Here is a 21,083-nt window from a genome sequence, read left to right on the forward strand (position 1 = left end):
ATCATGATCGACAGCGGCGACGTCGTGAAACTTTACAGGCAGCACGTCAACAGCGGGATGGCCAGACTCGCCGGGCTGGTCGGCATGGCCACGGAAACGCGAGCGTCGGGAAGCCTGGTCTACGACGAGAACGATCGCGCCTATCTCGATTGCGGCGGCTATGGCGTATTCATTGCCGGCCATTGCCACCCGACAATCGTCAGCGCGGTTCGCGCCCAGCTCGAGCGCCACCCGCTCGGCACCCGCAGCATGCTGAGCCGCGAACTGGCTTCCGCCGCGTCCACCCTGGCAGCGGTGGCGCCGGGCGAGTTGCGCTACGTCTGCTTCGCCAATTCCGGCGCCGAGGCCAGCGAGATCGGCGTCAAGATCGCCCGGCTCAACGGCAAGTCCACATTGATCTCGATGCATGGTGGCTTCCATGGCAAGACTCTCGGCGCACTGAGCATCAGCGGCCGGCCGCGATACCGGATACCATTCGAGCCGCTGTTGCCCGGCGTCGAACACGTCGCATTCGGCAGCGCCGAACTCGTCGATGCCGCGGTCGCACGTCATGGCGACGCTTGCTGTGTGATCGTCGAGCCGGTGCAGGGCGAGGCCGGCGTCATCATCCCGCCGCACGGCTACCTGCGCGATGTGCAAGCGATCTGCCGGCGCCATGGTGCCATGCTCATGCTCGATGAAATCCAGACCGGGCTGGGGCGGCTGGGCACGTGGTGGGGCGCCGATCGCGAAGGGATCACGCCAGACGTGATGCTGGTCGGCAAAGGCTTGAGCGGCGGCTGCGTGCCGGTCGCGGCAGCAGTCGTCACGCCACGGGCGTTCGAGGCGCTGAACCGCGATCCGTTGCTGCACACCTCGACCTTTGCCGGAAGTCCGCTGGCAACCAGCGCCGCGCGGGCTGCCATCGAAGTTATCCGCGACGAAGATTTGGTCGGGCGCGCGGAATCCATCGGCGCGCGCCTGCTGGGTTCGATCCGTACGATCATCCAGGAGAGTTGCCCCGATCTGGTCGTGGGCGTTCGCGGCATGGGATTGCTGATCGGCATCGAATTCGCCGCAGATCATATCGCCGGCGATTTTATCCTCGAACTCATTCAGCTTCGAATTGTCGTATCGACTTCTCTCAACGCGCCGCGGGTGGTCCGTTTCACACCGCCGGCGGTGCTCAGCGAGAAGGAGATCGATTGGTTGCTCGGCGCGATCCGCGAGGCCGCCGTCACCATCCGCAGCCGCCATGCCCCGGCTTCCAGGACGGGCATCGAACGTTTCCGCCACAGCATGCTTTGCGTCCACAACGGGCGCCCGGCCTGAACGAGGGAGAGCGACGTGCGACAGGTCGATGTGCTCGGCAAGGTGGCAGGTCTTACCTGCGCGGAGATCTACGCCAGGTTGGCCGATTTTGCGATCTATCCAAAATACAGTCCGGCGGTGCGCTCGGTTGTTGTCAGTGCGGGTGATGACGGCCGCTTCTACAGCGAATGGGAAGTCAGCTTTCGCGAGGGCATCCTGCGCTGGAAGGAAGAGGACATCTTCATGCCCGCCGCTTACCGCTTACGGTTTTCGCAGATCGAGGGCGACATCGAATCCTTCGATGGCGAATGGTCGGTCGTGGCCGACGGCCCCGGCGGATGTCTGGTCCGCTTCTCGTGCGCCTTCGACATGGGCATCCCCGGCCTCAACGACATCCTCGAGCCGATTGCCGAGCAGGCGCTGCGCGACAATGCCCGATCGATCATCAAGGGATTGGTTCCGCCGGTCGAATTCATTTCGGCCGAAGACGCGGCCTGAGGGAGAATCGAAGTGGAGTTCCTGACGCCAGAGCGCGCGACCTGCAACGAGTTCATTCCCGGCCTGGATCGGTCGCTTCAGGCGATCCCGTTCATGGAGCTCGAGAGTCCGCGCAGCGAAGCGATCCGGCTGTTTCGCGAGGCCGGCGGACCCGGCCTGCTGATCCCTCGGCAATATGCTGGCGGCGGCGCAACGCCGCTGCAGGCGGCGCGCATTCAGCGCGCCATCGGTAGCCGGTCGCCCTCGCTCGCGGTCGCCACCACCATGCACCAGTTTTCAGTGGTGACATTTGTCGAACTGGCCCGCCAGCGCAGCGGCCCCGAGACATTTCTGCTGGAAGCCATTGCCCGACAGCACCTGCTGATGGCCTCGGGCTTTGCGGAGGGCCGCAGCGGAACGGGCATTCTTGACGCCACCATGCAGGCGAAGCGGACGCCGGCCGGCTTCGTCGTCAATGGTCGCAAGAAGCCGTGCAGCCTGTCGCGTTCGATGGACCTGCTGACCGCCAGCGTGATGGTCGAGCCCGACCCTGCCGCCAACACAGACGCTGCCTTCGCAGTGCTGTTGATACCAGCGAAGTCGGACGGCATCGAACGGCAGCCATTCTGGAAAAATCACATCCTGGGCGGCGCCGAAAGCGACGAAGTGATCCTGACCAACGTCACCGTGCCCGAGCAACTAGCCTGGGTTACCGAGCGATCCGGCGAAATGGATCCGATCCAGATCTGCGGCTTCATCTGGTTCGAACTGCTGATCACGGCATCCTATCTCGGCATCGCCAGCGCGCTGGCCGAGCGTGCCATCGCCGCCCAGCGCGGCCATCATGCCGACCGATCATTGCTCGGCATCGAGCTCGATGGGGCGATGACGGCGCTGGAAGGCGTCGCCTGCCACATGATGGCGGGACAGATCGGCGCCGACCTGCTCGGCCGCATGCTGCTGGTGCGCTACGCGGCCGAGCGCGCCATCGAGCGCGCCACCGACCTCGCTGTGGCGCTGCTTGGCGGCATCGCCTTCATCCAGTCGGCCGAAGTCAGCTATCTGCTCGCGGCGTCCCGGGGGCTTTCATTTCATCCGCCCTCGCGCGGCAGCATGTCGGAGGCGCTGGCGGCACACCTCGCCGGCGAGGCACTGCGGCTGCCGTAGTGGGCGATCGATCATTCGGAGCGTCTTATCGCAGGAGGTTGCAATGGGTCTTCACGGAAAGCGTGTCCTGATCACCGGGGCCGCGGGCGGATTGGGATCGGCCACCATGGCCGCGCTGACGGCTAGCGGCTGCAGCGTCATCGGCATCGACAGGACACCCGGCGTCGGCGCCGCTGCAGACCGCGTCATCGTCGCCGATCTCAGGAACCCGTCGGAAGTCAGCGACGCCGTCGCGGAGGCGGTCGGACGGCTCGGCGGCCTGGATATTCTCATCAACAACGCCGCGGTGCTCGACTTGCAGGATCCCGGCGCGGCACCGGTGAACGACAGCATCGAGCACTTCGACGTCAACCTGTTCGGTGCCTGGCGGACGACCGCCGCGGCCCTGCCCGCTTTGCTCGAAGCACGCGGCCGCGTCATCAACGTGTCGTCGCTATTTGCGGTGGTCAACGCGGTCTTCATCCCCGCCTATTCGGCTAGCAAGCGCGCGATGGTCGCCTATTCCGACGTGCTTCGCATGCAGTATGGAGATCGTATCGGCGTCACCACGGTCTATCCCGGCTACATGGGAACACCGATCCACGACAAGATCGCGCGGCAGGGGCTGTCGGTGGCCCGGCTGGTCACTTTCAAGATCGGCGGCCGGACGCTGCTCAGCCTCGAAGAACCGCTCGACGCGGCTGCCCGCACCATGGTTCGCCTCTGCCGCGGCCGGGTGCGCCGCGATTGCGGGCTGACATTCTTCGGCTCGTTGTCGCTGCTTACGGCTCGCCATGCGCCGCGGTTCGTCGATGGGTTCATCCGCTGGCGCGTCGGCCGGCTGGTCCGCCACGGCATCCTCAGCATTTCACTGGAGTCGAAGACCTGACAACGCGGCCAGAATCTACGAGCTAAAATACACTTTATGAGTGCATTTAAGCACGTTATATCTTGACGCGAGCATTACTGCATTGGCAGAATGCGTACGTCCAAAACCCTTGGCCAGATGGGAGGACTTCATGGTGACCAACGAAGAACGCGAACAGGATCAGCAGCGCGACCGCGATGACGCACGCGCCCGAGACAGAGCCCGCCAACGCGACCGCGACCGTTCCTCGCGGCACACCCGCCGCGACTCTTCCCCGCGCAACTCCGCTCCTTCGAATTTGGGGGCGGTCGTTCGCGACGTTGATCGACTGGCGTATTCGCTGACTCGCGCCGGCGCTCGCGCCTATTTCGGCACTGTCGGCGCGCTTGGCGATCTGGTCGTCAACCTCGCCGACTCCCTCTATTCATCGCCCCACGGTATCGACGACCGGGATCGCTCCCGGAGTCACGACAGGGATCGGGACAGCGACGCCGACGATCACCGCGCCGATTCACGCGAGCGTAACGAGCATCGCCGTCCCCGATCATCGCGCTCCGAGCGGTCGCGCTCCCTCTCCTCCGACGTCTACGGCGATCTCAGTCAGGCGCTTCGGGATACGGCTGATGTGTTTTCGGATTCGGCGCGCGAGTTTTCGCAAACCTACGACGACGAACAGGAACGCGACGACGACTACGAAGATCGCGTCAGCAGGGCCGAGGAAGATGCGCCGAAGCAGGAGCGGCCGCGACCGCCGCGGACCCGGCCATCGGCACCGCCCGAGCCAAAAGAAACGACCTAGCTCGGGCGCGAGACTGGTCTGTCATGGTAGGCATCGCCCGGTCATCCGGGCGACGAATGTCTTTTGCACTTTCGCTCAGGCCGCCGGTGCCGGACGCCTGAGGCCCAGCGCAGAAATAGCCGATGTGGCGCATGAGCACCTTCCTGGCAGACGCGGTCCGAAGCTGGGTGGTGCTGTGGGTGCTGCTCACCTTCAATATCGCGCCGCTGTTGCGCACCACGCTTGGCCTGGCGGCGCGTGGCCTGCCGGTGCCGGTCCGGATTCGTCTTGCGATCGAACGGCTGGGTACGACCTATCTCAAGCTCGGTCAGTTCATGGCGATGCGCTTCGACCTGCTGCCGCGCGAGATCTGCGACGAGTTGCAGCGCCTGTTCGAAAACGTGCCGCCGTTACCTTTCGACACGGTACGCGCAGTCGTGGAGGCAGAGCTTGGCGCTCCGCTCGCGGACCTGTTCTCCGGGTTCGATCCGCAACCGATCGGCGCCGCTTCGATCGCGCAGGTCCACAGCGCGCGCAACCATCGCGGCGAACGACTGGCTGTCAAGATCCAGCGGCCAGATATCGATCGCGTGTTTGAGGCCGACATGCGGATCCTCGGGCGGCTGGCGAGGGCGGTCGATTGGTTCGGCTGGTTTCCCAGCCTGGTGCTGAACGACATGGTCGCCGAGTTCGCTACCTTCACCCGGCGGGAACTGGATTTCGTGCTCGAAGGCCGTACCGCCGAGCGGCTGCGCAGCTACGCAACTACGGCAGAGACCGTGCCGAGAATCTACTGGACGATGACGACGCGCAAGGTGCTAACCATGGAGTTCATCGAGGGCCTCAGCATCGCCGAGGCCGGCCGCAGGCTGCAGCGCGGCGAGGCCGCGACCATCCACACCGCTCTCCCCCATTTTTTCCTCGACGAGGCGCTGCACAATCTCGCTTTCGCCTCGCTGCACCAGTTCTTCGGCACCGGCTTCTTCCACGCGGATCCGCATCCCGGCAACATCCTGCTGCTGGCCGACAGCCGGGTCGCCTTTATCGACTTCGGCATCTTCGGCATGCTGAGCCGCGAGAAACGCGAATGGCTGGCCGGTTACACCGAAAACCTCGCGGTGGGCAATATCGACACCGCCTATCGCTACTACGCTAAGCTCTCGACGCCCACCGGGCGGACCGATCTCGAAGCTTTCAGGCGCGAGACCAAGGCCGTTCTCAGCGAATGGTACCAGTCATCGTTGCGCGCGAATACGGCTTTAAGCGAGCGTCATATCGGCAAGGTGATTGGCGACATCACCGATATCCTGAGGCGGCACAGCGTCCGCGTCGATCTCGATACGCTGTTGTTCTGGCGCGCCGCCATCGCGCTGGATTCCAGCGCGCTGAGCCTGTCGGCGGATTTCGACCTGATGCGCGAGATGCGATACTATTTCCGGCAGCAGCACCCCTCACCGGTCGATCGGCTCATGGCGGTGGCCACGAGCGCCGCTCGAACGGCCGACGTCCGACAAGCAGTGACGAACGTTCCGGACGCGTGTGACAAGGCCGTCAGCATGCTTGTCGCAGGACAAGATGCAGGCGCCGTCGCGATCCAGGAGAGCACGCCGCATCGCCGCACCGTCAACAACTACGCGCGCGCAACCATACTGGCAGCCCTGTCGATCACCACCTGCCCGCTGGCGCTTCAATTCCAGAATGAAACGATGCGTGCGGCGGCATGGGTGGTGCTGATGCTGGTTCCGTTTTCGGCAGTATTGATTGCCAAGCCATGGCAGAGCTAGCCGCTGGGATCGAACGCAGGCGCCCCGCCCGGCTGGCGCGGCAATGGGGAGGTCCGGTCGGCCTCCGGCGATTCCTCGAACGACGAGGGCCGGTGTTCGTCAAGATCGGCCAGTTCCTGGCGCTGCGGCCCGACCTGATCGCGTCGGAGTACTGCGTCGAACTAATGCGGCTGTTCGAGCGCGTACCGCCATTTCCGTGGTCCGAGGTCCGCCGCATCATCCGCGCCGATCTCGGCGCCGAACCGGCCGAACTGTTCGGCTATCTCGACCCCCAACCGCTCGCCGCCGGGTCGCTGGCACAGACTCACTATGCGCGGCTGCGCAGCGGCCGCGAGGTCGTGATCAAGATCCTGCGGCCCGACGTGCACCGACAGGTCGCGCGCGATCTGCGCCATGCGCGCCGCCTCGCCCGATTGCTGGAGCTGAGCGGCGGCAGCTTCATCCTCGATCCGCGCGCCACGATCGAGGAGCTGGCCGGCTGGCTGATGCAGGAACTGGATTTCGTGCGCGAGCTGCGCAATATCCAGCGGCTGCGCCGGTTGGCCTTTGACAGTCCACTTCAGGTGATCCCGAAACCCTATCCGCAGCTCAGCGGCGACCGCGTCCTGACGATGGACTATGTTCGCGGCGTCCATGTGATTGATCTGCTCGCAGCGCCCTCCCGAGATACCAGCGATATCGAACAACACGACGACATCGACCGCGGTCTGCTGGCCCGAGACCTGATCGAGGCGTGCCTGACGCAGATATTCCGCTACCGCTTTTTCCACGCCGATCTGCATCCCGGCAATCTGATCGCAAAACCCGACGGCGGAATCGCCTTCATCGATTTCGGCCTGTGCACCGAACTCGACGACACCGTACGTCAACGTCAGATGCACTATCTGGCGGCGCTGTATCGCGGCGACAACGAACGCGTATTGCGCGCGCTGCTCGACATCCTGGTCGCCACCGAGGCGGCCGATCCGGAGGGGCTGCGCCGCGACTTCCTCGCCGCGGCCCGCGCCAGGATCGATCATGACGGTCGCTCCACGCGCGAGGGCCGCGGCCAGGCCTTCTCGTCCGCCATTGCGAATTACCTCATCGACGTGATCCGCGCGGCGCGGAACAATGGATATCAGATTCCGACCCAGGTACTCGCGATGTACCGCGCTTTGCTGACCGTCGAACTGGTCGCGCATCAGCTCGGAAGCCGCGCCGACCTGCGCTCCGTGGGCCGTCGCTTCATCGAGAAGCTGCAGCGCGACGAAGCGTTTCGCATCATCGATGCCGAGAATCTGGTGCCAACCCTGCTAAGCTACTTCGCGCTGTGGCGTGACTATCCCGGTCAGGCAAGCCAGTTGCTGACCGACCTTGCCGATAACCGCTTTGTCCTGAAGGTCAATGTCGGTGAAAGCCATGAGACGGAACAGGACCGCAACCGCCGCGCCCGCGGCTTGATCAGCGCGATCCTGGCCGTCAGCGTCGCGGTACTGCTGGCGTTTCCGGGATCGCCGGCCGCAGGCGGCGGCTGGATCACCGGCCTGCTGGTGACGCTGCTGCTGTTGCTATACCTCGTGACCTATCTGCACTACCGCCGCCTGAAGTGATGCCGCGCCAGCGTCACTGCAGCGTGAGATTGGGGCCGGGATCGAGCAGAAGCCCGTTCTGCGCCAGCACCCAGGTGGAATGCTGCACCACCGCGCGCAGCAGATAGTCGCCGATCGGACTATCGACGAAGATCAGAACCAGTTCGTCGTTGGCATAGGCCTCCAGCAACAGCCCGCGCAGCATCAGGAAGATCGCTTCGGTGCGCTCGGCTACATTCATGTCGATAAATTCCTCGCCGAGCCGCAACACCTGTTCGACCAGCCCGACATAGGGCGCTGTCACTTGTCCGAGTTGAACCACAATATTGACGAGGCGTTCGACAATGGCCGGCAACTGGTGTGGCGGCAGCGAACGAAGGACGGCGCCTGCCTCCGGCTCGATCTGCTTTAGCGCCGCCCGCAACTGGCGTTCGTATCTGGTCGGCATGAACATCCATTTGCTGAACCACATGACGATACGGGAGAAGACCAGCGCGATGCGCAACAGCCCGTCATAAGCACCGCGCGTGAAGCTCGGCAGCTTGACCTTCTGCACCGGCTGCCAGCAGGCCGGATGGATGTTCAAGATCTCTACGCTCCAGTCGATCAGGATTCCGACAAACGGCGCCAGCAAGGTCTTCTGGATGCTGAGAAACGGCAGCCCGCCGAAATTGTATTTCTCCAGCACCCGCACCACCAGGTCCGTCGCGAAGCGGCGCTTCACCGCGCCGGTGCCGTCGCCGAAACGCTCAGACTGATGCACTGCGGCTAGTACCAATGCACTCAGGCTCGACTTCAGTCCGCTATTCCAATGCGTCACATCCGGTATTGCCCCGAGCAGGGCGAACACGTCGCGGGCATCCCGGGCGATGTCTTCCCGGCGGTCGCGGAATTCCTCGATCAGATCTTCCGCGCGACGCTGCACGCGGTCGGCCACCGCCTGCTGTTCCGGCGAGAGCGGAGCCGTGCGCGGCCCGAACAATCCGCCCAGCAGCCATCCAGAGGCCTCCACCACCGCCTCTTCCGTCGCCCGAACAAGGAAGCCGAGATACGAAATGGTCCCCTCCGCGAGGTACCGGGAGGACTTCGCCCGCCCACATTATACACTTATAACTTGCATACACGTAAAAGTAGAAATACTTTCTGCAGCACGCATTTGCATGCGTCCTGCAAATATCGTTCGTGTACAAACTTTTTCATGACGCGGACTTGGCTTGTGCGCAGTTCCTGTGCTTGGCACGCAAAGGATGCCTCGATGCTGGAGATCGAAGTGGCCCAAGCATCCGGCGACCCGCCAACGCTCGTCCGAAGCCTGGCGTCGTACTTTCGGGAATGGCGGTATCAGGCCAATGCAATCATCGCCTGCGTCCTGTCGATGTATGTGGGATGGATCGCGCTCGCTGGAAGCTTTTCGCTTCCGCGACCGGTGATATCCATCGCGCTCGCTGCCGCGACGACCGTATGCATGGTGCTGGCGATCTTCCTCATCAACGACGCCGCGGACCGCGATATCGACAAGCTCGTGCATCCCGAGCGGCCGATCCCCCGCGGCCTGTCGCAGTGGCAGCACATCTATGGTGCCGGCGTTGGCTTGATCCTCATCGCGCTTGCCTGCGCGACGTTCCTGAGCAGCCGATTCCTCGCCGCAGTCGCGCTGCAGGCGACGCTGGTTATCTTTTATTATAGCTATTTGAAGCGGTTTTTTCCGCTGCCCTGCTCGTCTGAACTGATCGCGCCGCTGATCAGCGCGCTGTTTCCCGTCACCGCCTTCGCCGTCGTCCCGGAATTTCACGGCGGGTTGCTGATCGCGGTCGCCTGCTTCATCTACTCCTCCGACATGGCACAGGATCTGCTGGGCGGCATCCATGACGAGACTGGTGATCGCCGCTACCATGTGCGCACTTTCGCAGTAGCCCTGGGTTCGGACATCACGCGGTGGATTTCGGCGACGGCCTTCATCGTCTCGGTTGGTGCCGGCGTCGCGGTGTTTGTTTTCGGCGCGCTCGGCTGGATCTACCTGGTGACCTTCTCAGCATTCAGTCTTGTGATGCTGAGGCAGTACCTGCGCGTGTTGCTTGCCGACAGAGACACGTTGCCGACAGCCGCCGGCCGCGCCAATCATTTGGGCGGCGCCTATTACTTCGTTGTCTCGGCATCGATCCTGCCGGATTTGCTGCTGCGCCAGTGGCTGGCCTAGCCGTCCGCTGGCCTGCGGGAAACGCAAAAATCCGCCCAGCGCGTTTCTCGACTTGGAAAATCTACAACTTCTGGTAGTATTACCAAGCGCGTCTCGCATCGAGGTGTCCTATGGGGTCCCGAACGAAGTCAGGCACGGTCCGCCAAGGCAGTGCCCCCGCCCCGCTTCCTCGCGACGTGCCGGCGGTGCCGCATCGCGAGACCTTGTTCGGCCCAATCGCCACGAAACTGCAGCGCCGAACCTACATGGTCTGGCTGACGCTGTGCATCCTCGGCGCGATCCCCAACATCCTGGCCGTGACGCTATATCCGGGCTTTTCGGTTGCGAGCCGGGCATTCGGCTGGGGCCTCTGGCTGCCGGGCGCCGGATTTGTGGCTGTCGGCGGCGCGGCGATATGGCTATTCCCTCTGACGCTCGTGATCTTCGTGCTGTCATGCGCGCTCTGGCTGCTGTGCGGCGCGGTGATCCTGCCCCCCATCATATGGATCGCTGCAGCGTCGGTGTCCTATGCCATGGCCGGCGACAGCGTCTCCGAATGGACCTGGCTCATCGTGCCCGGGGTTGCGCTCACGCTCTATGCGCTGCATCGCTATGTCCTGCACTGGAATTATCAGACGGCGGTCGAGCTCGGCCGGAAACGCGCCGCCGCCCTGCCCGCCGCCCTGGCGGAACTCGACGCGGTGCAGAGCCTGGCGCCGGACGCCAATGCCCACGAACTCACCTGCGACGAGATCGCTGGCGCGCGCTACATCTTCGATCGCGCGCTGCAACCGGTCGGACAATTCGAGGGCTTTACGCGAATCGATAATTTCCAACTCGCCGGGTTGCGGTATCAGCTCAACTACATCAGCTACGGTCTTGCCATGCTGCAGCGGAAGTACCTGCCGAATTTCCATGGCTATCTCAACCAGGCACAGCGCTACGCTATCGAATCCCTGACCTCGCCGGAGGTCTGCGGCTACTGGACATGGGAGAACGCGTGGGGAAACCTGTCGCTCAATCCCGATCCGGTCGGCACCAAGGACGACGTCATGCTGGCCGGGCTGTCGCTCAGCGCCCTGACCTGCTACGCGGAAAACACCGGCGACCTGCAATACCAGAAATCGGGCGCGCTGCAATTCAAGCCCTTCAAGCACCGCCGCCGGACCTATGGCCACAACGCGCAGAGTTTCGTGGACTGGATCACGTGGAACTGGGATCACGCAATCTATTATTTGTATGCCTGCGAGCCGCACTGGGTGTTTCCGATCTGCAACTCCTACGCGCTGTGCGGCGTAAAGCCATTCGACCGCACCAACGGTACCTCGATTGCGGCAGCGGTCTATCCGCCATTCATGCGGGGACTCGAAGGCGAATTCATCGCGCCTGGCGGCGGTTTGCAGCCGGAGCTGTCGTCGCTGGTCGGGATCAGCCCGTTCTGGAACGTGACGCAGATGCAGATGGACAACCTGCTGTCGGTAAGCCAGGTCATCAACGCCATCCACCCCGGCTACGCGAAGCTCTGGTATGTACTGGCGCGCCATGAATATCTTGAACTGACGGCGACCGGCCTTGAGCTCAAACAGGGCTCGTGGAGCGACTGCACCGACTTCGGCAACTATCAGCAGAATCCAGGCATGGCGCTCGGCACCATCGCGCTGGCCGCGCGCGAACATGGCGATGACATCATCGCCGAAGCGGCGTTGCGCAAGGCTGCGGAACTGCTGACCCCGGTCACCACGCCAGGCGTGCTCGCCTATCAGGACATTTCCAATACCGCGAATATCAACCTGGCCGTGGCGCGCTGGGCGCGGCGCGATCACTGGCTCGACGTCATCAACTTCGCGCCGCGCCCGGGCGCCATCACCGGGCCGATCCTGTCCGATTGCGCATACCCGGACGTGCTCGTCGCCCGCGCCATCAGCAACGGCACCGACCTGAACCTCGTGCTGTATGACGGCAAGCAGCCCGGACGCTTCCCCATCCGCATCGCACGGCTGTCGCCGGGCCGCAGCTATGCCGTCGAAGGCGCTCAGCCCGCTTCGCTGCTCGCGTCGCCGGACGGCGCCGCCACGCTCCATGTCGAACTGAACGGCCGGACGGTTGTCCGGCTGCGTTTGCAAGACACCGTACACTGACGGGAGACGTCATGGGCTGCTGTATCCTTGGGGCACTGATCATCAGCCGATGCATCTATGCGTGGCGGCGCGTACGAGTTCTATTCCGGCGGATCGGCCCGCTATTCGCGACGCTGGTGGCCGCAGAAGTGGCCCTCCTCGTCGCCGCTGCTGTTCACGAAGCGCCGCGGCACCGCGACCACCTGCTGTCGCTGCTGCCGGCGATGGCTTTCGCCGCAGGCGCCGAGCCAGCCATCTGCACGAACGGAGACGGAAAGCCGCCGCACCCCGTTATACAATAGGCCAGTCTATACACTTTTAAGTTGTATAAATTTACATGTTCTCTTATTAATAGCAGGTGTAACGCCCAGATGGACGGGAGCCAAGCCATGCTGCAGGACGCCACGCCGCCCCAAGCTGAAACGGAGCTGGATCGCCTCGACGAATTGCGCCAGTCGCTGCTACGGCACCCTATCTACGCCGAAGTGAATTCGATCGCGCGGCTCAAACTATTCATGGAAGACCATGTCTTCGCGGTGTGGGATTTCATGTCGCTGCTGAAACGGCTGCAGCGCGACGTCACCTGCCTCGACGTGCCGTGGTTTCCCGCCGCCGATCCGCACGCCGCGCGGCTCATCAATGAAATCGTGATCGGTGAGGAAAGCGACCTCGGCCCGGACGGCACTTCTCCGATCAGCCATCTCGAACTCTATGTCGGCGCGATGCAGGAGATCGGCGCTCGCACCGACAAGTTTCGACAGTTCTGCAAGCTGGCTCAAGATGGCATTCCAATCCCGCACTGCCTGCAACAGGTTGATGCGCCGCCCCACGTCCGGGTCTTCGTCGAACATACGATGGCGCTGGCGTCGCGGGGAACCACCGAACAGGTGCTGGGCGGATTCCTGTATGGCCGCGAAGACGTGATACCGGACATGTTTCAAAGTATCCGCAACGGGTTCTGGGCGAGCCAGGCCGAAATTCCAAAACACTTCGACTATTATGTGCTTCGCCATATCGAACTCGACGGCGACAGCCATGGCCCGCTCGGCAAGGAACTGCTGGCGCGGGTCATCGGCGGTTCGCCCGACAAGGCGCGGCGGGCCTACCAGTCCGCCGCCGACAGCATCGAGCACCGCATCGGCCTGTGGAGTGGCACGTTGCGCGGGATCCGTTCGGCCTGATTTTCATCTGGCCGAGCACCGGGAACCTTACGCGCCTCCAGAAATTGACATGCGAATTTTGACAGGCCATTCGCCTGCCAATCTGTCGCGTTCGCCTGGTGTTGCGGCGATTTATGTTTCTTGCCTTTGGTGCTGTCATTCAAGATTTCAATCCAGATACCACCGAGCAAGCGGATTTGCGCGGCGGGCGTTCGCCGTGGTTCGCCGGCGTAGATCGCGCCAAGCGCCGGCCACTCACCCAGGACATTCGTTGCGACGTACTGATCGTCGGCTGCGGCATCACCGGATCGCTGATGGCGGAAGAACTGACGCGCCAGGGACTCGACGTCGTGATGGTTGATCGCGAACTGCCGGGCCGTGGCAGCACCGCGGGGAGCACCTCGATGTTGCTGTGGGAGATCGACCGCTCGCTGCAGGAATTGACCCACCTCTATGGCTATGAGCGCGCGGCGCGAGCCTATCGCGCCAGCTTCGAAGCCGTGCATGGGCTGATGGCGCTGGTTCCGGCTCAACCTGCCTTGCGAAATGCGCGACAAGGATTCGCTGTATCTCGCCGCCGGCGATTCCGCGAAGGACCTGATCGAGGAACACGCGCTGCGGCAGCGCGCCGGCCTGCCCGGCGCCTTTCTGGATCACCGGATGCTGCTGTCCGAGTATGAGATCAGCCGCGCCGGCGCGCTGCTCTCGCCGGGATCGGCCGACGCCGATCCGATGCAACTGGCGAGCGGTTTGCTGAAAGTCGCCGTGGGGCGCGGTGCGCGACTGTTCGAGGGCGAAGCTACCGCATTCGATTCCGCCGCCCATTCGGTCGGCGTGCAAATGAAAGATGGCTATACCATAGAGGCGCGCCACGTCGTGCTGGCCACCGGCTATGTGATGCCGGAGATCGTCAAGGCGACGGTGCAGAAACCATCTTCGAGCTGGGCGATCGCTACCCGTCCGCAACCGGACAACATCTGGCGCGACGCCGCGCTGATCTGGGAAGACAGCAAGGACTATCTCTACGCCCGTAGCACCAAGGCCGGCCGAATCATCATCGGCGGCGAGGACAGCGACGAGATCATCGAACCCGAAGCGCGCGACGCACTGATAGCCGACAAGGCCGACGCGCTGACGAAGAGACTGGCCGCGCTGTGGCCGCGCGCGAAACTCGATATCGAGTTCCGCTGGGCCGGCACATTCGACACCACCAGCGACGGCCTGCCGCTGATCGGTCCAGTGCCCGACCACTCCGGCGTCTATGCGGCCTATGGCTATGGCGGCAACGGCATCACCTTTAGCTACATGGCAGCACAGCTGATCTGCGGAGCGATTGCCGGACAACATTCGCCGCTGCTGGAAGATTTCGCGCTGGACCGCGACGGGACCTAAGATCGCCAAGCCTCGTGACACCTGCGCGATGACGCCACCGAGACGGCTGCCCCTCCTGAACGGGCCGCCGGGTTAGGCTTGCGGACCACCGTCAAATTTTAGGGCAGACTTGCCGGGCGACCGCGCGAATCGCGCCGACGGAGGCAGCAGACGCATGGTTTTGCGCCAACGGTGTTGATTGACATCGCCCGGCCGATTGTTAGCATACAAGTGAATTTTCGCCCGCTTGACTGGGGTTTTCGCATGAAACCGGCGCCGTTCACCCGCCACGTCCCTAAGACGATCGACGAAGTCGTCAGCGCGCTGGCCGAGTTCGCGCCGCAGGACGGGCGGATCCTGGCGGGCGGTCAGAGCCTGGTGCCGATCATGGCGTTCCGGATGGCGCGGCCGACGCATCTCATCGACATCAACGAGGTCGAGGGCCTCGACCGCATCGCCATCGACGGCGATTACCTCTCGATCGGCGCGCGCGCCCGCCATGGCGCATTCCACAAGCCGGTGATCGATGGTGTGCTCGGAAAATTGCTGGCCTTCGTGGTCAGCCATATCGCGCATTACCCGATCCGGATGCGCGGCACGTTCTGCGGCAGCCTCGCCCATGCCGATCCGTCCTCGGAGTGGTGCCTCGTGGCGGCGACGCTCGGCGCCCAACTGGTAGTGAAGAGCGTACGCGGTGAGCGTATCGTCGCGGTCGAGGATTTTCTCGAAGGCATCATGTCGACCTCGCTGGCGGAAGATGAGTTTCTGGCCGAGGCACGGCTGCCGCTACTGCCCGCGGACACCCAGTTCGGCTTCTACGAATTCAGCCGCCGCGCCGGCGACTTTGCGATGGCCGCAGCCCTGGTCACCTATCGCCTGGTGGATGGCGTGATCGTCGATGCCCATGTCGGCATCGGCGGCGCCGAGGATCGCCCACGACGGATTGCGGAAGCCGAGGCGGTATTGAACGGCCAGGCGCCCTCGCCCGACCTGTTCGTCGCCGCCGGCGAAGCCGCGGCCGATGCCGTCGAGCCGCTGGAAGATATCCTGACCACGGCGGAATATCGCTGCGATCTGGTGCGCGCCGTGACGCGCCGCGCGCTGGAGCGCTCATTGCCATGACTGCCCACACCAAGGGCTCCGGCACGACCTGGGTCGGGCGGTCGCTGCGGCGTGTCGAAGACCCCGCTTTGGTCACCGGCCAGGGCCGCTTCACCGCGGATCTGCCGGCCGTACACTGGGTCCGCTTCGTGCGCAGCAGCGTCGCCGCCGGCACGATCGGAAGCATCACCGCACCCGACGGCGCCGGCATCGTCACCGCGGCCGATCTGAAATCGCTGAAGCCGATCCGGCCCATGCTGAGCAAGTTCAACTACGTCGCCGTGGGTCAGCCGATCCTCGCCGATGGCGTGGTGCGTTTCACCGGCGAAGCCATTGCCGCAGTCTATGCACGGGGCAAGGACGAAGCCGAAGATATCGCCGAACTGATCGAGGTGGAAATTGCCGAGACGTCGCCGCTGATCGATGCCATCGACGCGCTCGCCGACGGCGCGCCGCTGGTGCATGCGGAGGCCACGGGCAATGTGATCGTCGAAGGTCGCATCGTCACGCCGGGTTTCGACGAGGTCTGGAAGACGGCGCACACGATCATCCGCGTCGATGGCCGCTCGCGCCGGCAGAATGCGACGCCGATGGAAGCCCGCGCAGGCCATGCGGCGTTTGACGCCTCCACCGGCCGGGTCACCCTGACCTGCACCACCCAGATGCCGCACCTGACGCGCACTGCCGTGTGCGACATCATCGGCATGCCGGAATCGGATCTGCGCGTGGTGGCACCGGATGTCGGCGGCGGCTTCGGCCAGAAGATGTCGCTGGCGCCGGAATACGTGCTGCTGGTGTGGCTGGCGCGAAAACTGCGCAGCTCGGTGGCGTGGACCGAGGACCGCCGCGAAAACCTGATCGCCAGCTTCCACAGCCGCGACCAGCACGTCGAACTGGAAGGCGCATTCGACAAGGGCGGCAAGCTGCTGGCGCTGCGCGGCGACATCGTCGCCAATGTCGGCGCCTATTCCTGCTTCCCCACCACGTCCGGCGTCGAGCCGCTGATGGCGCTGGCGGAGCTGCCCGGCCCCTACGACGTCCGCGCCTATCACTGCCGGTCGCGCGGCGTGCTGACCCACACCTGTCCGATGGCGCCGTATCGCGGCGTGTCGCGACCGGTCATTACTTTCGTGCTGGAACGGCTGATGGACAAGGCCGCGGCCTTCTTCGCCATCGAGCCCACCGAACTGCGCCGCCGCAACCTGATCGACACGTTTCCCTACACTTCCGCGACCGGTCTCGTGTTCGACGACGGCAGCTACAAGGCGACCATGGAGATGGCGATTGCCGCCATCGACCTGCGCTCGTTTCGCAAGCAACAGCAGACGGCGCGCGAAAACGGCCGCTATCTCGGCATCGGCTTTGCGACCTTCTCCGAGCGCACCGGCTATGGCACCCCGGCCTTCGCGGCACGGGGCATGGCGATCTCGCCGGGCTTCGAGACCGTGCATCTGAGCATCGACCCCTCCGGCTTCGTCGAGGCGCGGATCGGCTCGTCGCCGCATGGCCAGGGCCTGCGCACGTCGCTCGCGCAGATCATCGCCGACGAAATCGGTATCGATCCCGAATTCATCAAGGTGGTGCATGGCGACACCGACCGCTCGCCCTATGGCTGGGGCACCTTTGCCAGCCGCTCGCTGGTGCTGTCCGGCGGCGCCAGCCTGATTGCTGCGCAAAAGATTCGCGCCAAGCTGGTGAAAATGGCGGGCCACATGCTGGAAGCGGCGCCGGAAGACATCACGCTGCAAGCCGGCTCGGCGCATGTGATCGGCACCGACCGCTCGATCACCATCGCCACTCTGGTGCGCGCGGCCTATCATCAGGTGCACATCTTCAATGGCGAAATCGAGCCCGGCATGACCGAGACCGGCACCTACGATCCATCCGGCACCTTCTCCAACGCCTGCCATGTCGCCCTCGTCGAGGTCGATATCGACACCGGGCGCGTCGAAATGAAAAAATTTCTAGTCGCCGAGGATGCCGGGCTGATCATCAATCCGATGATCGCCGATGGCCAGGTGCATGGCGGCGTGGCGCAGGGCATCGGCAACGCGCTGCTCGAGGAAATCATCTATGACGAGACCGGCAATATCCTGAGCAGCACCCTGGCGGATTTCCTGCCGCCTACATCTAGGGAAATTCCCGAGATCGAACTGCACCACATCGAGACCCTGACCGGCAATTCCATCACCAAGGCCAAGGGCCTTGGCGAAGGCGGCGCCATCGGCGCGCCGGCGGCGGTGATCTCGGCGATCAACGACGCGCTCTCCCCATTCGGGGTTTCCATCGACGAGATGCCCGCGACGCCGCAACGGATTCGGGCGGCCCTGCGCAGCAGCGGAAAGTTGCCAAGTCACGGAAGATTTGCATGACCGACAAGACCAACATCACGCTGAACATCAACGGCCGCAACCACGCCATCTCCGTGGAATCGCGGCGCACGCTGGCGGATGCGATCCGCGAAGAATGCGGCCAGACCGGTACCCATATCGGCTGTGAGCACGGCGTCTGCGGCGCCTGCACGGTGCTGGTCAGCGGCGAACCGGTGCGCTCCTGTCTGATGTTCGCGCAGCAGGCGGCCGGCAAGGAGATCCGCACCGTGGAAGGTTTGGCGCGGGGCGACGAGATGCACCCGATGCAGCGCACCTTCATGGAGAACCACGGCCTGCAATGCGGTTTTTGCACGCCGGGCTTCCTGATGCTCGCGGTCGGCGTGCTGGAGAAGGAGCCGGACATCTCCGACCATGATCTGGTCGACGTGTTGTCGTCCAACCTGTGCCGCTGCACCGGCTATCAGAATATCATCAAGGCGGTGCGGGCCGCCGCCATCGAGATGCGCCAGTCGTGAGCGGCGCCCGGCCAAAACTCGTTGGTCAGTCGATTGCCCGCAAGGAAGACGGACCGCTGCTGCGCGGCCAGGGCCTGTTCGCCGCCGATGTGAATTTTCCGAACCAGTTGCACATGCGCGTGGTGCGCTCGACCTATGCGCACGGCAGGATTCTCTCGGTCGATCTGGCGCCGGCGCTGGCGATCCCCGGCGTCCATGCGGCATGGGCCTTCGCCGATGTCGCCGACATCCCGCCGATCGACTTCCGCCTCACCAAGCTCGAACAGCTCGCCGCCTATCGGCAGACCATCCTGGCCAAGGATCGCGTGCGTTATGTCGGCGATCCCGTCGCCGTGGTGTTCGCCGACGATCCCTATCTGGCCGAAGACGCTGCCGAACATGTGGCCGTCGAGATCGAGGAACTGCCGGTCATTCTTCATGCGGACGGCGAGGTCGGCGAATTCCGCGAGGGGTTGCCCACCGAACCCGCCATCATCCGCAAGGGCTATGGCGATATCGATGCCGCCTTCGCCGCCGCGCATGCCACCGTCAGCCTGTCGTTGTCGATCGGCCGGCACTCCGGCGTGCCACTGGAAACCCGCGGCTCGATCGGTCGCTATGTCGCCAGCACCGACATGCTGGAGATGTACGGCGCCGCGAAAGTGCCGCACTGGAATCGCGACCAGATCGCCAGGATGCTCGGGCGGTCGCCGGCCAGCGTCAACCTGTTCGAGGGCCATGTCGGCGGCGGGTTCGGCGTCCGTGGCGAGTTGTATCCCGAAGACGTGCTGGTGTGCCTCGCGGCGATACGGCTGGGCCGCCCGGTCAAGTGGATTGAGGATCGCCGCGAGAACCTGATCGCCACCAACCATTCGCGGCAGCAGACCCATCACATCCGCGCCGCCATCGATCGCGACGGCCGCATCCTCGCCATCGACGACGAATTTTATCACGACCAGGGCGGCTACATGCGAACGCATGCCGCCACCGTTCCCGATCTCGCCGCCGCGATGCTGCCCGGTCCCTATCGCGTGCCCGCCTATCGTGCCGTCGGCCACATCCGCCTGACCAATAAGACGCCGGGCGGCACCTACCGCGCGCCCGGGCGCTATGAAAGCACCTTTGTCCGCGAGCGGCTGCTCGATGCGATCGCCGCGAAAGTCGGCGTCGATGGCGTCGAGATCCGGCGCCGCAACCTGATCGACAAGAGCGAGATGCCGGTGACCCGCGCGCTGGAAACGCTGGGCACAGACATCGTACTGGATTCCGGCGACTACGCGCGATTGCTCGACAAGGCGCTGGACGGCGTGAGCTGGCCCGAACTGCAGGCGGTGATCGCGCAGCGGCGTAGCGATGGCGAGTTGGTCGGCGCCGGCGTGGCGATGTTCGTCGAGAAGAGCGGGCTCGGTCCGTTCGACGACGTGCACATTACCATCGATATCACCGGGCATGTCGAAGTCGTCACGGGCGCGGCTTCCGTCGGCCAGGGTGTCGAGACTGTGATCGCGCAAATCTGCGCCGATACGCTGGGCGTGAACTATGACGATATCAACGTGATCCACGGCCAGACCAACCGCATCGCAAGGGGCCTCGGCGCCTTCGCCTCGCGCGTCACCGTGATGACCGGAGAAGCAACACGGCTCGCGGCCGTCAAACTGCGCGACAGGGTGCTGGCGGTTGCCTCGGAGCTGCTGCAGTCCCCTGCCGCGGATCTTGATATCGTCAATGGCCTGATCGTGCGCAGCGGCATCAGTGCCGGCCCATCGATCAAGCTGGCGCAGATTGCCGCGGCGCTGGCACCGGGATCAACGCTGCTGGGCAACGACGAGCCTGGATTATCCGCCGAGGCCTCGTTCGAATCCAAGCATATGGTTTACCCCTACGGCGTCCATATCGCCGTGGTCAGCCTGGCGCGCGACACCGGCGCGATCGATATCGAGCGCTATCTGGTGGCCTACGATATCGGCAAGGCCGTCAATCCCATGCTGGTCGAAGGCCAGATTGTCGGCGGCGTGGCGCAGGGCATCGGCGGCGCGCTGTACGAGGAATTCACCTATGACGATCGCGGCGAGCCGCTGGCGGTGACGTTCGCGGACTACCTGATGCCGACGGCGCGCGAGGTGCCGCACATCGACGTCATCATCTCCGAGGATGCGCCGAGCCCGCTCAACCCGATGGGCCTCAAGGGCGCCGGCGAAGGCGGCACCAACGCCGTCGGCGCGGCCATCGCCGCGGCGATCGACGACGCGCTCGGCCAGCCCGGCGCGATCACGCGGCTGCCGGTGTCACCGCAGATGATCAAGGCGATGTTGAGAAAATAGGTCGCACGATCCTCGGTCGGGATGGGTGTGACCAGGACAATTCATCGCGCCGTCACAGCGCCAGGCGACTCCAGAGCGCCCAGCCGGCCCCCGCGCCAT

The 21,083-nt window shown here is 64.3% G+C and carries 18 protein-coding genes; 17 read left to right on the forward strand and 1 reads right to left on the reverse strand.

What is annotated here, in order from left to right; genetic code table 11:
• Window positions 1–3: 3 nt before the first annotated feature.
• The 7 genes from JWR89_RS13950 to JWR89_RS13980 all read left to right on the forward strand — a co-directional run bounded on the left by JWR89_RS13950 (window position 4) and on the right by JWR89_RS13980 (window position 7,932).
• Window positions 4–1,311 (forward strand): aminotransferase class III-fold pyridoxal phosphate-dependent enzyme, encoded by a 1,308-nt coding sequence (locus JWR89_RS13950; RefSeq protein WP_299717131.1) that lies wholly within the window; start codon window positions 4–6, stop codon window positions 1,309–1,311.
• A 15-nt stretch (window positions 1,312–1,326) separates the two neighbouring features.
• The gene (locus JWR89_RS13955) at window positions 1,327–1,788 is read left to right on the forward strand and encodes an SRPBCC family protein (protein ID WP_299717133.1); all 462 of its coding nucleotides are present in this window, start codon (window positions 1,327–1,329) and stop codon (window positions 1,786–1,788) included.
• Between the two features lie 12 nt (window positions 1,789–1,800).
• On the forward strand, window positions 1,801–2,934 hold the full coding sequence (locus JWR89_RS13960) for an acyl-CoA dehydrogenase family protein (RefSeq protein ID WP_299717135.1): 1,134 nt from the start codon (window positions 1,801–1,803) through the stop codon (window positions 2,932–2,934).
• Between the two features lie 43 nt (window positions 2,935–2,977).
• Window positions 2,978–3,802: an SDR family oxidoreductase gene (locus JWR89_RS13965; protein WP_299717137.1), complete on the forward strand. Its 825-nt coding sequence runs from the start codon at window positions 2,978–2,980 to the stop codon at window positions 3,800–3,802.
• Between the two features lie 130 nt (window positions 3,803–3,932).
• Window positions 3,933–4,580: a hypothetical protein gene (locus JWR89_RS13970; protein ID WP_299717139.1), complete on the forward strand. Its 648-nt coding sequence runs from the start codon at window positions 3,933–3,935 to the stop codon at window positions 4,578–4,580.
• 131 nt (window positions 4,581–4,711) lie between these two features.
• Window positions 4,712–6,343 (forward strand): AarF/UbiB family protein, encoded by a 1,632-nt coding sequence (locus JWR89_RS13975; RefSeq protein WP_299717141.1) that lies wholly within the window; start codon window positions 4,712–4,714, stop codon window positions 6,341–6,343.
• Between the two features lie 92 nt (window positions 6,344–6,435).
• Window positions 6,436–7,932, forward strand: coding sequence for an AarF/ABC1/UbiB kinase family protein (locus tag JWR89_RS13980; protein ID WP_299717143.1), 1,497 nt, complete (start codon window positions 6,436–6,438; stop codon window positions 7,930–7,932).
• 13 nt (window positions 7,933–7,945) lie between these two features.
• Here JWR89_RS13980 and JWR89_RS13985 read toward each other — a convergent pair whose 3' ends face one another.
• Window positions 7,946–8,923: a hypothetical protein gene (locus JWR89_RS13985; RefSeq protein WP_299717145.1), complete on the reverse strand. Its 978-nt coding sequence runs from the start codon at window positions 8,921–8,923 to the stop codon at window positions 7,946–7,948.
• Window positions 8,924–9,166: 243 nt separating this feature from the next.
• On the opposite strand from JWR89_RS13985, the gene JWR89_RS13990 reads away from it, so the two are divergent.
• From JWR89_RS13990 to JWR89_RS14030, 10 genes are all read left to right on the forward strand, one after another.
• Window positions 9,167–10,108: a UbiA family prenyltransferase gene (locus tag JWR89_RS13990; RefSeq protein ID WP_299717147.1), complete on the forward strand. Its 942-nt coding sequence runs from the start codon at window positions 9,167–9,169 to the stop codon at window positions 10,106–10,108.
• 110 nt (window positions 10,109–10,218) lie between these two features.
• Entirely contained in the window at window positions 10,219–12,225 is a 2,007-nt protein-coding gene (locus JWR89_RS13995) for a hypothetical protein (protein WP_299717149.1), read from the forward strand.
• Window positions 12,226–12,236: 11 nt separating this feature from the next.
• Window positions 12,237–12,506 (forward strand): hypothetical protein, encoded by a 270-nt coding sequence (locus JWR89_RS14000; RefSeq protein WP_299717151.1) that lies wholly within the window; start codon window positions 12,237–12,239, stop codon window positions 12,504–12,506.
• Window positions 12,507–12,593: 87 nt separating this feature from the next.
• A complete protein-coding gene (locus tag JWR89_RS14005) occupies window positions 12,594–13,385 on the forward strand; it encodes a DUF3050 domain-containing protein (RefSeq protein WP_299717153.1) in 792 nt (263 codons plus the stop codon).
• Window positions 13,386–13,498: 113 nt separating this feature from the next.
• A complete protein-coding gene (locus JWR89_RS26305; RefSeq protein ID WP_366142988.1) occupies window positions 13,499–14,044 on the forward strand; it encodes an FAD-dependent oxidoreductase in 546 nt (181 codons plus the stop codon).
• Window positions 13,929–14,756: an FAD-dependent oxidoreductase gene (locus JWR89_RS14010; RefSeq protein WP_366142990.1), complete on the forward strand. Its 828-nt coding sequence runs from the start codon at window positions 13,929–13,931 to the stop codon at window positions 14,754–14,756. The genes JWR89_RS26305 and JWR89_RS14010 overlap by 116 nt, the downstream gene beginning before the upstream one ends.
• A gap of 243 nt (window positions 14,757–14,999) precedes the next feature.
• Window positions 15,000–15,857 (forward strand): FAD binding domain-containing protein, encoded by an 858-nt coding sequence (locus JWR89_RS14015; RefSeq protein ID WP_299717155.1) that lies wholly within the window; start codon window positions 15,000–15,002, stop codon window positions 15,855–15,857.
• Complete coding sequence (locus tag JWR89_RS14020) at window positions 15,854–18,208, forward strand: xanthine dehydrogenase family protein molybdopterin-binding subunit (RefSeq protein ID WP_299717157.1); 2,355 nt, start codon at window positions 15,854–15,856, stop codon at window positions 18,206–18,208. Before JWR89_RS14015 ends, JWR89_RS14020 begins: the two co-directional genes overlap by 4 nt.
• Window positions 18,205–18,684, forward strand: coding sequence for a (2Fe-2S)-binding protein (locus JWR89_RS14025; RefSeq protein ID WP_299717159.1), 480 nt, complete (start codon window positions 18,205–18,207; stop codon window positions 18,682–18,684). The genes JWR89_RS14020 and JWR89_RS14025 overlap by 4 nt, the downstream gene beginning before the upstream one ends.
• On the forward strand, window positions 18,681–20,984 hold the full coding sequence (locus JWR89_RS14030; RefSeq protein WP_299717161.1) for a xanthine dehydrogenase family protein molybdopterin-binding subunit: 2,304 nt from the start codon (window positions 18,681–18,683) through the stop codon (window positions 20,982–20,984). The genes JWR89_RS14025 and JWR89_RS14030 overlap by 4 nt, the downstream gene beginning before the upstream one ends.
• Window positions 20,985–21,083 lie beyond the last annotated feature (99 nt).

Source organism: Tardiphaga sp. (assembly GCF_028290785.1).
GTDB lineage: Bacteria > Pseudomonadota > Alphaproteobacteria > Rhizobiales > Xanthobacteraceae > Tardiphaga.